Consider the following 12152-nt stretch of genomic DNA (forward strand, 5'->3'; position numbering starts at 1 on the left):
GCATGATGATGCCAGGCCGGAAAAGGGATGTCTCTGCCAGTTTGTTTGAGCGCATCGGGGGGGAAACTTCGGGTTTCTCCCATTCAGTGCAAGTCGAGAGCTTACAAAAATCGATTAAACGCAATCTGCGCAACATTCTTAATGCCCGACCTGGCAGTTGCCAGAGCACCTTAGAGCTGGGCGTTATCGACCTCAATGATGCAACGGCAACCTCTGCTGATTTCCGAAAAACGGTCGAGCATGCCATTCAGGAATGTATTGAGCATTATGAACCCAGAGTAAGAAAAGCTGAGGTCCAGGCACTCAATAACGAAGGATATAACCCGATGGATCTTAATTTCCATATTGTTGCCCATGTGGATTTTAATGGCCTCCGGGATGTCGTGGAATTCAATATGCAACTCGATAACCATCACCACTATCAACTGGATTAAGCACCATGTCATTTGAGGAAAAATATTTCCGGGAAGAGCTCGATTATTTACGTCAGTTGGGGAAACTACTGGCTAAAGAAAAACCTCATCTGGCCCCGTTCTTAGCAGAAAAAGAAGCCGATCCCGACGTCGAACGTTTGCTGGAAGGTTTTGCTTTTCTGTCTGGCAACATGCGTTCAAGAATTGAAGATGAATTCCCGGAACTCACGCATAGTCTGCTCAACATGCTGTGGCCCAATTATCTTCGTCCTACACCCAGCATGACCATCATGGAATATGTTCCCGATCCTAAAACTGTGACGACAGCATTTAAGGTATCTGAAGGCGCTCAGGTTATGAGCCCTTCGGGCGAAGCCACCGGTAAAAAATTAGATAACAGCTCAGGGGATCCGCTCCCTTCGTGTAAATTTAATTTAGGTCGTGATATCTGGTTGCTTCCTTTAAGTCTGGAGAGCGTTTCTTCAAATAACAGCCATAAACATGGCATGATCGACATTAATTTTCTGGCAGGAAAGCAACAAAACCTCAGCGCTCTGGACTTTGGGAAAATACGTTTATGGCTTGGCAACGACGATAATTACACTCGCTACCAACTCTATTTATGGTTCTGTGAGTATATGACCGATGTTGAGTTAATCGTTGGGGAGAAAATAATACACTTGCCCGATTTCAGGCTATATCCTGTTGGTTTTGAAAAACAGGATGCCTTGCTGCCGTATCCTAAAAACGTTTACAGCGGTTATCGCGTACTACAAGAATATCTCTGTTTTCTGGACAGTTTTTTCTTTTTCGATATCATCGGGGTACAATCTCTGCCTGAAGATTTAGTGGCCGAACAGTTTACTCTGCGTTTGCATTTCTCTCGCCCGCTGCCGGCGGATTTAAAATTAAGAAAAGACTCCCTGCGTTTATATTGCACGCCCGCTGTTAATCTTTTTTCAGAAAGTGCAGAAACGATTGTTCTGGATGATGCCTCTACCCAATATTTTTTGGAAGCTCATCATCAGACTGCAGAGTGCTACGATATTTTCTCTGTGGACAGCGTTCAAAGCGGCTTACGTAATATCAAAAGAAACGGAAAGTCTGCTGAGACTATTACGCACACTTATGTGTCCTTCGAAAGCTTTCAGCATCAGGTTGAATATGCTCAGCAACGCGAGGCTTTATATTATCGCGTGAAAACACAAAGCTCGCTCACCAATCCCGGCTTCGAGCATTACATTTCTTTCGTCCACGGTGACGGTACGTATCAGAAACAGCAATATATTGAAGATAATGAAGAAATTGTCTCCATTACGCTGACCTGTACAAATCGCGATCTTCCCGCACAACTCAAGATTGGTGATATTAATCTGGCAAGCGGAAAAGATCCGGCGATTACTTCATTCCGTAATGTGACCAGACCTTCATTGCCTTTATATCCAATTCTCGACGGCAGCCTTCACTGGTCTCTGCTGTCGAACATGAGCCTTAATTATTTGTCATTGCTGGATCTTGAGGCGTTAAAACAGGTACTGCGCACTTACGATTTACCCGGGATCCACCACCCTCAGGCGGCACGTTTATCGCAACAGAAGCTGGATGCAATGGAGCAGATTGAAACCCACCCTGTCGATCGTTTATTTAAAGGCGTGCCGGTTCGCGGTCTGGCCTCCACGATATCCATCCGGCAGACGCCTTTTGTCTGTGAAGGCGATCTGTATTTACTGGGTACCGTGCTCTCACATTTCTTTTCGCTCTATGCCAGCGTGAACAGTTTCCACATATTGAAAGTGGTCAATATCGATAATCAGGAGTGCTACGAATGGCCGGAAAGAATAGGTCAGCACGCGCTGATTTAATGACAAAGATCCCTTTCAGCGATGTTCGTCGTTATAACTTTTATGCGCTGGTAGAGGCCATTCATAAGCAAACCGGGACTTATGAAAAAATCTCCTTGCAGACTGAGCCTCATGAAGAAGCCGTTCGCTTCGAAGCTGATGCGAGTATTGCTTTTCCCATAAGCGATGTGCAGGAACTCAGGGTGAATCAATCAAATCATCATGACGACTGCATTTCTGGGCCTACATGGAAGTCAGTCTCCGATGCCGGGATATTACCTGGATAATCTTGCCTGGGAATCTGCGCAAGGCGAGAGAAAACTGACTGATTTTTTGGATATGTTTTCCCACCGCTGGACGCAGTTTATCTATCACATCTGGCGAAAATATCGGTACTACGTTTGTTTCCGCAACGGTGGAACTGATGATTTCTCCCAACGGATGTATGCCTTAGTCGGACTTGGCAGTCAGAGCATCCGAGGTCGCATGGCGATCAACCACAGCAAAATGCTGGCTTATGCCGGCGCGCTGGCCAATCCGGGACGCTCACCAGAAGTTATCTGCAGCCTGGTCTCTCACTGTTTTGATCTTGACGAAGTGACCTTGCAAGGCTGGCAGTTACGAAAGATGAATATTGCACCAGAGCAGCAAAACCGGCTTGGCAGCAGAGGCATTCTCGGCTGCAAAATTACTGGGAAGTCGGTGCTGGGCCAGAATTTTTCTATTGGCAGCACAGTGCCGGATCGTGGTGGCAAATTCCTGTTATGCATAGATAACTTATCCCGCGAACGTTTCCTTTCCTTTCTCCCGAACGGGGAGAACTTTCTGCCTTTGACACTTTTCGTCGCATTCATCTTACGCGATCAGTTTGCCTGGGATTTACGTCTCGGAATTGCACCTGACCAGGTAGGTGGAATGACGCTAGGCAATGAACAAAATTCCCTGCTGGGATGGACTAGCTTTCTTGGTAATCCCGCCCGGCATCCTCACGTGAAAATCGCCGTGAGATCGTAATCAAAACATATAAATGGAGCGCAGTATGGCAAAGGATACACAACAGCAGCCATCACTCTCATTACAGATTTTGAATGGTAATGAACTTGAAAGTGGCCGGGCGGCGAAATGCCTTTTCAATACCGACGGTGGTGATATTGGTCACGCTGAAAACTGCCACTGGTCAATTCAGGATCGGCAGAAAACAATCGGGGAAAAATCCTGCGCTATCAGCTGGCATGATGGCACGTTTTGCATGCAAAGCTTCGCAAAAAATCTGCTGATAAATCAGTCTGGTGTTACCCATAACTCCGGGTTAATCCGCCTCCGGCAAGGAGACGAAATCCACATTGGCTCACTTCGGATGAAAGCGCAGTTTCACCGTGGTGATGAGGTGGACTATGACATGCAAAACGCTACGCCAGAAACCATCGTGATGAACCGCGATCAACTGACAGAAACGTTGTTAACAACCGACGGGCAGCCCGCTTACCAAAATACGATGCCTTATCGTGAAACGGCACCGACCTTAGTTAACAGCTTTTCCCAGGATCCGCTTGCGGCATTGCAAAAGGAAAGTCTGACAACGCTCCATGCCGAGTTTTCTGCATTCGATGATCCTTCCTATATGCAGTATTCGCACCGTATCCATCCGACCGCACCCGGTTCTGATATTTCCCCAAATGGCGGAATAGATAATCCTTTTATGGACTTACCTGATACAAGAAATAATCCGTACACGCTCTCAGATGATGAAGTTAATCGTCAGAAGAATGATCTGACCTATCGGCACGTCGCCATCACACCTTTGATGCGCGGATTAGGCCACGCGGTGCCTTTGAATAATTCCCAGGATGCGGATGATTTTCTGGAACAGATTGGCCGTACGTTACAGGCCGCGGTCAAAGGGTTACTCGATTTACAATTTCAACAAAACAGCCTTTCCGATAAACATCTGCGCCCTTTAGAAGACAATCCGTTACGTCTGAATCTCAATTACGAATCGGCGCTGAGTGTGTTGTTTGCCGATCAAAAAAGCCCGGTGCATCTGTCAGCCCCGGCGGCAGTTTCAGAAAGTCTCCGCAATATGAAATTGCATAATCAGGCAAATCAGATAGCCATCGTTGAAGCCCTGAGGATGATGCTTGACGCATTTTCACCCGAGCAATTGATGAATCGTTTTGCTCAATATCGCCGCAGCCACGAACACCGTCACGATATGGATGATGCATGGGCATGGCGCATGTACTGCAATTACTACACGGAACTGGCATCAAGCCGCCAGCTCGGTTTTGAAAAACTCTTTAACGAAGTGTACGCCCAGGTTTATGACCGTGTATTGCGCCAGGCGAACCGGGAGACAAGCACATCATGAGATGGCGTTTTCTCCTGTCGATTTCGCTGATATGCCTGATGTCCGGCGCTATCACGGGTTGCCAGACCATAAAAAAAATAGGCCAGGTTATCGGTGATCCCGACATCAAGGTGGGTGAAAACGCGGCTCAACCCTCTGACATGACCGTAATGTTGCTTACCGAGCCAGACATCAACCCAAATGACAGCGGTGAGCCTTCTCCGGTGAGCATCCAGCTTATTTACATGAGTGAAGATTCTAAGCTCAGGGAAGCAGATTTCGATCAGATCACGACCAACAAGCTGGATGACGTTCTGGGTAAGAACTACATCGATCATCAGGATTTCAATTTATTGCCAGACACCATGAAAACATTACCGCTTACGAAATTAGAACCCACCACGCGCTATATCGGCGTAGTGGCCTATTTTTCTGACGATCAGGTAACCGAATGGAAATCAATTGAGCGCGTTACAGGCATCGGCCATCACTACCACCTGCTGGTACATGTTCGTGACAACAGTATCGAATTAAAAAATGAGGATGAATGATCGTGGCAACCATGAAAAATAAAGTGATCTGGCAGGAAGGGATGTTTGTGAAGCCTCAACATTTTCAGCAACTTCAGCGTTATAACGACTATGTGGTTCACAACCGTTTGTCAGCTATCAGTAATTCGAACTGGGGATTCACTGAGCTCGATATTGATGAAACGCAGCTAAAACACGGCAAAATCAGTATTAACAAGGCGACCGGCTCAATGCCAGACGGCACGGTATTTAGTATTCCTGATCAGGATATCCTGCCTGTCCCGCTGCTCGTTACTGGCATGAACTCCACCGCCAGCCGGGATATTTTTCTGGTTTTTCCTATCATCAGTGACGTCATCAATGAAGTGGAAGGCATGCACAGTGCCGGACAAAGCTCCGGCCGTTACCGGATTAATTACAGTGACGTTCGCGACCTGCACACCAATGAAGGTGATGCCAGCCAGCTGGCATTAGGCCAGCTCATTCCTCGGTTAATGACCGCCGCAGATGATTTGAGTGCCTGGGTTACAGTCCCGGTTTGCCGCATCAAAAATCGCCATTCTGATGGACGCCTGGAACTGGATCCTGATTTTATTCCAGGCAGCCAGACTGTTCAGGCCAGCGCAGCATTACGCAGATATCGGGATGAAATTACCTCCGCGCTGGCGAGCAGAGCTTCAGAACTGGCCGGCAGGATTGGCTCCCCTTCACAACAGGGTATCGCCGACGTCGCTGAATTTATGATGTTGCAAATGTTCAACAAAAATCAGACCAGGTTTACTCACCGCGCAGCCTTATCGAGGCTGCATCCTGAAGCGTTTTATCTGGATTTAATCTCGCTGTATGGCGAACTGGTGACATTTACCGAAGACACCCGATTGCCCGATAAACTTGAATCCTACCAGCACGATAACCTGACTGCGACGTTTGGCCAGATAATGCCACGTCTGCGAAAAGCGCTGGGAACCGTTCTTGCACCAAGAGCCATGAACCTGCCATTTAGCTACATGGATGGCATCTACGTTGCCCTCGTAAACGACGCGACATTGCTTCAGTCGGCAAACTTTGTACTGGCAGTCAAATCGCAGTTGCCGCACGAGATATTGCAACGTCAGTTTATACAGCAATCGAAGATCAGCTCAGTCGAAAAAATACGCAATGTCGTCAGCGTTCAGGTGCCAGGTGTTCCGTTAGTCACTCTGTCAACCGCCCCGCGGCAGATCCCTTATCACGCCAATTACGTTTACTTCTCCCTGGATAAAAACAGTCCTGCATGGTCAGAAATCATGAAACAAAACGGCATTGCGCTGCACGTATCGGGATCATTCCCTGAACTGGATCTGCAGCTCTGGGCAATAAGAGGATAACGTAATGAGCGAGATGCCATCAGTTTCCGCGATCCCTCCGGAAGAGGTCAGTGAAGAAGGCCAGCGCCAGTATCGCCTGACATTACGTGGTAACAGCCTGAATACAATGATTGATGCCGCGACTCCGCTGCTGGGTATGGTGCTTCGTCTGAAAAGCATGAGTAGCCGTGGATTACCGGAGCACCTCTTTGGTCAGGTTGTGACAGATATACGCGCCATAGAACAGCTTCTTCAAAACCACGGTTACGAGCCGGGTACGATCATTTCTTTCCGTTATGTGCTGTGTACTTTTATCGATGAAACAGCGTTGGGTCAGGGCTGGTCAACACAGAACGACTGGATCAAACAGTCCTTACTCGTGCATTTCCATAACGAAACCTGGGGCGGGGAAAAAGTCTTTATCCTGCTGGAAAGGCTGATGGGTGAACCCAAGCGATATCAGGATCTTCTGGAGTTTTTATATCTGTGCTTTTCACTCGGATTTCGTGGTCGCTACAAAGTCAGCGCTCAGAACAACGATGAATTTGAGCAAATTTTTCATCGTCTTCATCACATCCTGCACCAGCTCAGAGGTGAAAGCGCTTTCCCTCTGCTTCATCAGAACAAGAAAGGGGCAAATGGCGCTTACCGGTTAGTCCAGCGGCTGAGTATTAAGCACCTTCTGGCGGGTGGTATCACCATTCTGGTTGCGACCTACCTGTTCTATTTGCTTCGTCTGAACACACAGACTCAGGACATTTTGCATCAACTGAATAACCTACTGAGATAGGAAAAAGGAGTTTTCTATGATCCAGATAGACCTACCTGTATTAGTCAACCGACTGAATATCATATCAAAACAGGCATTAGAAATGGCTGCTGCTGAGTGCGTGACTCAACAGGCAATCGAAATTACTGTTGCTCAGGTACTGTCGCAAATGCTGATGACGCCACGCAGCGATGTCCGCGTCATCATCGAACAAACTGACATCGATATTGATGAATTGCATGATGCACTCATATTGGCCGGGGAAGGCCGCAGCCAATCAGCCGACAGCTACCCGAGTTTTTCGCCACTACTGGTCGAATGGCTGAAAGATGCGTGGCTTCTGGCTTCAGCAGAAATGCAGCTTTCGCAATTACGCGGAGGGATACTCCTCCTTGCTTTACTTCACACGCCGCTCCGCTATGTTCCCGCAGATGCAGCGCAGTTACTGACACGCATAAATCGCGACCTGCTGAAGCAGGAATTTGCCAACTGGACGAAAAGCTCAGCGGAATCAGTCATCTTAAATGGCGAAACGCAAAGCCGTAGCCTGATCTCAGGCGAAGAGAGTCTTCTGGCCCGCTATTCCAGCAATGTTACCGATGACGCCCGAAATGGAAAACTCGATCCCGTCCTGTGCCGCGATAACGAAATTGATCTGATGATCGATATCTTATGCCGCCGGCGAAAGAACAACCCTATTGTTGTCGGTGAAGCGGGGGTGGGAAAAAGCGCACTGATTGAAGGCCTGGCGTTGCGTATGGTTGCAGGTCAGGTGCCGGAGAAATTGCAAAATACCGATCTGGTTACGCTGGATTTGGGCGCGCTTCAGGCGGGAGCCTCTGTTAAAGGCGAATTTGAAAAGCGTTTTAAAGGAATTATGGCGGAGATCCGGCAGGCGGCACGTCCGGCGATCCTTTTCATTGATGAAGCCCATACGCTGATTGGTGCCGGGAATCAGCAAGGCGGGCTGGATATTTCCAATCTGCTCAAACCTGCTCTGGCACGTGGTGAGCTTAAAACAATCGCAGCCACGACCTGGAGCGAATACAAAAAGTATTTCGAAAAAGACGCAGCTCTCTCGCGGCGTTTTCAGCCGGTTAAAGTCTCAGAACCTACCGCAGCAGAAGCCACTGTTATTCTCCGGGGCCTGGCGTCCGTGTATGAACAATCTCATGGTGTCCTCATTGACGATGAAGCTTTGCGCGCAGCGGCCATACTCAGCGAACGTTATATATCGGGACGTCAGCTACCTGATAAAGCCATTGATGTTCTCGATACAGCGTGCGCGCAGGTAGCGATAAATCTGTCTTCTCCACCGAAACAGATCTCAGCGTTAACTACCGCAAACCATCAATACGAAGCAGAAATTCGTCAGCTTGAGCGCGAACAACGTATTGGTTTACAGCAGAATAGTTCGCGGTTAGAAGAACTGCATCAGCTTCACGAAGACGTTCAAATCCAGCTGAACGAACTGGATATCGGCTGGCAGAATCAGCGCGATTTAGTTCATCAAATCATTACGTTGCGCCATGAGCTTTTACACGCCGAAGATGCAGAATCAGAAAATGAAGCCTTTGTGCAAAAACGCGAAAGACTGGCCGCACTGATGAGTGAACTGGAACCTTTGCATCAGCAAAGAACGCTGGTCTCTCCACATGTCGATAAAAGCCAAATCGCTGCTGTTATTGCTGAATGGACAGGGGTACCTCTGAACCGTTTATCGCAAAGCGAAATGTCACTGATTACCGAATTGCCAGAATGGCTGGGCCAAAAAATTCAGGGACAGCCGCTGGCGATTGCTCATTTGCATAAACATTTGCTGACGGCAAGAGCAGACTTACGCCGGCCGGGGCGTCCGTTGGGTGCATTTTTGCTGGCAGGGCCAAGCGGCGTTGGCAAGACAGAAACCGTACTCCAGCTGGCAGAAATACTGTTTGGCGGACGCCAGTATCTTACGACAATCAACATGTCTGAATTTCAGGAGAAACATACCGTTTCCCGCCTGATTGGCTCCCCACCGGGATATGTCGGGTACGGTGAAGGAGGAGTTCTGACAGAGGCTATCCGCCAGAAGCCTTACTCTGTCGTACTTCTTGATGAGGTGGAAAAAGCACATCCGGACGTACTGAATCTTTTCTATCAGGCATTTGATAAAGGTGAAATGGCCGATGGTGAAGGCAGGCTGATCGACTGTAAGAATATTGTATTTTTCCTGACGTCAAACCTCGGGTATCAGGTCATTGTCGAGCATGCCGACAATCCGGAAATGATGCGTGAAGCGCTGTATCCAATTCTGGCTGACTTCTTCAAACCGGCGCTGCTTGCACGAATGGAAACGATTCCATTCCTGCCTTTATCTGATGAAACACTCAAAACCATCATCGCTGCAAAATTACAGCGGTTAGAAAATGTGTTCAATCAGCGTTTCGGTGCGACGGTCAAAATTGATGCAAAAGTCAGTGATGAAATCATGCTCCGGGTTACCCGTGCTGAGAACGGGGCTCGCATGCTGGAATCTATCATCGACGGCGAAGTGCTCCCCCCACTCTCATTGCTGCTGCTTCAGAAACTGGCAGCAGGCTCTGCCATCAATCATGTTGAGATTGGCGTAGAAGCACACCAGTTTACTGCGGATATTCAGGAAGAAACCACGGTCAACAGTGAAGGCGTGTTATGCGCAGAGTAATACTGTTTTTCCTGTTATTGCCGTTCACTTCAGGAACGGCATTTTCTGCATCGCCGAAATCAGAAACAGACACCGGGGAAGCCATGCTAAAAGCAATGACTCAGTGTCGGGCAGAGCCCTCTTCACTGGTGCGGCTTGATTGTTATGACCGTCTGTTTACTCCGGCTTACCCCGATTTTTCAGGGGCGCTGGTGAAAGCTCAGGTACAAGGCGAAGCCTGGCAGCGTGCATTCGGGCAGGAAAGCCAGCGTGATGATCACTCCACACACTTTCTGATCACGCAAACAGAAGGAGAACATCCTTCTGTCGTGATTACAACGCCAGCACTGGGCAGCCTTCCACCGCGGCCAGTCCTGATGTTCAGCTGTATTGATAACATTACGCGCATGCAAATTGCGTTACCCAAGCCCCTCAGCAGTGAGCCTGATCTGGCTATCACGACGGAAAAGTCACATACCAATGCGCACTGGTTTCTGAGGGAAAACGACTCTCTTCTCGACTCCAGCCACGGGCTGCCCGGGATTGATGAAATTAAACAATTATTTGGGGCAAAAATGCTGACGATCGCCTTGAGCTTCCCGGCTCAGGCCACATCAGCCTATAAAAATACGTCATCTCAGCCACTGACATTTGACATTAATGATCTGGAAAAAACGCTCGCGCCCTTAAGAGTTGCCTGCCATTGGGCAAACGAGTAATACGGAATTTAGAAAGGGAAATTATGGACATACAAAAATCAGAGGCATGGTTCACGCATGTCCTTGCGTCTTTACCAGAAGATAAGATTCGTTCAGAAATGAGTGAGTCGAATGCTGACTGGGAATACATCGACAGCGAAATGGTCAAGCTGGGTTCACTGACGCATGGTCAGCTTGATCTGGAAGCAATCCAACAGCGTACATTGAAATTACTGTCGACTGAGAGCAAGGATTTTCGTCTGGTCGTTCATTTACTGCGCTCCTTGCAGCATGGTGGAAAAGCCGCTGAATTGCTTTTAGCGATGCAACTTCTGACAAAATATCTTGAGCATTACTGGGAGCAGGCTTGGCCGCAAAAGATCGCCCACAAAAATCGCTTTGCGCTGCAAATAGTAAAAAGATTTGAAACAGCTGCAATCAGTTTTGCAAACGACACCACGCCGGTACAACGTGATGCCATGCTGGGTGAATGTGCTCATCTCGCGCAACTTTGGAAGAAAACAGACAACCTTCTTCTTTCTGATGCTGCTGACGCGTTATTCCTGCTTTATCAGCGCCGTATTCAGGCGCAGGCGGCAGAACAAGTCAGATTGAGTGAGCAGCCCATACCCGATCCTCTTGAAACCGGTACAAAGGGCGCCATCGATAATGCCCTCCCTTCCCTTCCTGTCAGCATTGAAAACCATGATGATAAATCATGGCGGCAAACGCAGCTGAAAGTCGCTGAGCAATTGTGTAAACAACATCCCCAAAGCACTACCGGATACCGCTTACGCCGGCACGCACTCTGGCAAAATATCATGACCGCGCCACCCGCTGAGCAAGATGGCCGGACACCCCTTGCGGCTTTCCCGGCCGATCTGATGGCGGATTATCAAACACGCCTGCCCTCTGCGACTCACGAGTTTTGGGAACAGGTCGAGAAAAGTCTATTACTGGCACCTTACTGGTTTGATGGTCATTACCTCTCCGCGTGTATCGCTTCCCGGCTGGGGTTCTCTGATACCGCAGAAGCCATTCGCGATGAGTTGAATCTTTTTCTTAACCGCATTCCCATGCTGAAAACACTGCAATTTACTGACAAGACTGCTTTTCTCGCAGACCAGACTCAGAAATGGCTGGCGGAAAATAGCCCAAATAAAAATACGTCAGATCCCTCTTCAGGCAGTGTTAGCTGCACCAGAGATATCTGGGAGTGCTTTTCGGAACAGGGACTGGTTCCCGCATTACAACGCATTGATGCGCTTTTGCAACAAACCTGCGAACCCCGGCAACAATTTTACTGGCAATACCTTGGCGCTCAACTGCTTGAAAAAACAGGGATGTTGGCCTCAGCACATCAGCAATATACCACTCTGCATCAGACTGCACGCCAGATGACACTACCCGATTGGGAACCTGCGTTGCTTGAACAATTAAAAGTAAAAATCACGACGGAACAGTGAAGTAAAACAGGAGTTTTAACGTGTTCAAAATATCAAAACCGGGTTTTCTCCGGGCATTAAAACCCACACTCAGACCA

9 protein-coding genes and 1 pseudogene are annotated in these 12152 nt (G+C 48.4%); all 10 read left to right on the forward strand.

Annotated elements, in window-relative coordinates; all coding sequences use genetic code 11:
* The first annotated feature begins 2 nt into the window (after nucleotides 1-2).
* The 10 genes and pseudogenes from tssE to tssA all read left to right on the forward strand — a co-directional run bounded on the left by tssE (nucleotide 3) and on the right by tssA (nucleotide 12075).
* Complete coding sequence (tssE, locus tag IV433_RS19680; RefSeq protein WP_195815597.1) at nucleotides 3-434, forward strand: type VI secretion system baseplate subunit TssE; 432 nt, start codon at nucleotides 3-5, stop codon at nucleotides 432-434.
* A gap of 5 nt (nucleotides 435-439) precedes the next feature.
* Nucleotides 440-2275, forward strand: a complete 1836-nt coding sequence (gene tssF / locus IV433_RS19685) for a type VI secretion system baseplate subunit TssF (protein WP_195815596.1) — start codon at nucleotides 440-442, stop codon at nucleotides 2273-2275.
* Nucleotides 2239-3268: pseudogene (gene tssG / locus IV433_RS19690) on the forward strand (type VI secretion system baseplate subunit TssG). Before tssF ends, tssG begins: the two are co-directional and overlap by 37 nt.
* Before the next feature lie 25 nt (nucleotides 3269-3293).
* Nucleotides 3294-4622 carry a type VI secretion system-associated FHA domain protein TagH gene (gene tagH / locus IV433_RS19695; protein ID WP_229893565.1) on the forward strand — a complete coding sequence of 443 codons (1329 nt, stop codon included), beginning with the start codon at nucleotides 3294-3296 and terminating at the stop codon, nucleotides 4620-4622.
* Complete coding sequence (gene tssJ, locus IV433_RS19700) at nucleotides 4619-5152, forward strand: type VI secretion system lipoprotein TssJ (RefSeq protein WP_195815594.1); 534 nt, start codon at nucleotides 4619-4621, stop codon at nucleotides 5150-5152. The genes tagH and tssJ overlap by 4 nt, the downstream gene beginning before the upstream one ends.
* A 2-nt stretch (nucleotides 5153-5154) precedes the next feature.
* Nucleotides 5155-6498, forward strand: a complete 1344-nt coding sequence (gene tssK, locus IV433_RS19705; RefSeq protein WP_195815593.1) for a type VI secretion system baseplate subunit TssK — start codon at nucleotides 5155-5157, stop codon at nucleotides 6496-6498.
* A gap of 4 nt (nucleotides 6499-6502) precedes the next feature.
* A complete protein-coding gene (gene icmH / locus IV433_RS19710; RefSeq protein ID WP_370530271.1) occupies nucleotides 6503-7267 on the forward strand; it encodes a type IVB secretion system protein IcmH/DotU in 765 nt (254 codons plus the stop codon).
* 16 nt (nucleotides 7268-7283) lie between these two features.
* Nucleotides 7284-9932 carry a type VI secretion system ATPase TssH gene (tssH, locus tag IV433_RS19715; protein WP_195815592.1) on the forward strand — a complete coding sequence of 883 codons (2649 nt, stop codon included), beginning with the start codon at nucleotides 7284-7286 and terminating at the stop codon, nucleotides 9930-9932.
* A complete protein-coding gene (vasI, locus tag IV433_RS19720) occupies nucleotides 9920-10630 on the forward strand; it encodes a type VI secretion system-associated protein VasI (protein ID WP_195815591.1) in 711 nt (236 codons plus the stop codon). The genes tssH and vasI overlap by 13 nt, the downstream gene beginning before the upstream one ends.
* A 23-nt stretch (nucleotides 10631-10653) precedes the next feature.
* Nucleotides 10654-12075, forward strand: coding sequence for a type VI secretion system protein TssA (gene tssA, locus IV433_RS19725; RefSeq protein ID WP_195815590.1), 1422 nt, complete (start codon nucleotides 10654-10656; stop codon nucleotides 12073-12075).
* The last annotated feature ends 77 nt before the right edge of the window (nucleotides 12076-12152 follow it).

The sequence above is a fragment of the Rahnella laticis genome (genome assembly GCF_015644585.1).
Lineage (GTDB): Bacteria > Pseudomonadota > Gammaproteobacteria > Enterobacterales > Enterobacteriaceae > Rahnella > Rahnella laticis.

Excerpts from the sequence above, each read along its gene's own strand:
- tssE (WP_195815597.1), top strand. The coding sequence starts at position 3 with ATGATGATGCCAGGCCGGAAAAGGGATGTCTCTGCCAGTTTGTTTGAG.
- tssA (WP_195815590.1), top strand. The coding sequence starts at position 10,654 with ATGGACATACAAAAATCAGAGGCATGGTTCACGCATGTCCTTGCGTCT.
- tssH (WP_195815592.1), top strand. The coding sequence starts at position 7,284 with ATGATCCAGATAGACCTACCTGTATTAGTCAACCGACTGAATATCATA.
- tssJ (WP_195815594.1), top strand. The coding sequence starts at position 4,619 with ATGAGATGGCGTTTTCTCCTGTCGATTTCGCTGATATGCCTGATGTCC.
- vasI (WP_195815591.1), top strand. The coding sequence starts at position 9,920 with ATGCGCAGAGTAATACTGTTTTTCCTGTTATTGCCGTTCACTTCAGGA.
- tagH (WP_229893565.1), top strand. The coding sequence starts at position 3,294 with ATGGCAAAGGATACACAACAGCAGCCATCACTCTCATTACAGATTTTG.
- icmH (WP_370530271.1), top strand. The coding sequence starts at position 6,503 with ATGAGCGAGATGCCATCAGTTTCCGCGATCCCTCCGGAAGAGGTCAGT.
- tssF (WP_195815596.1), top strand. The coding sequence starts at position 440 with ATGTCATTTGAGGAAAAATATTTCCGGGAAGAGCTCGATTATTTACGT.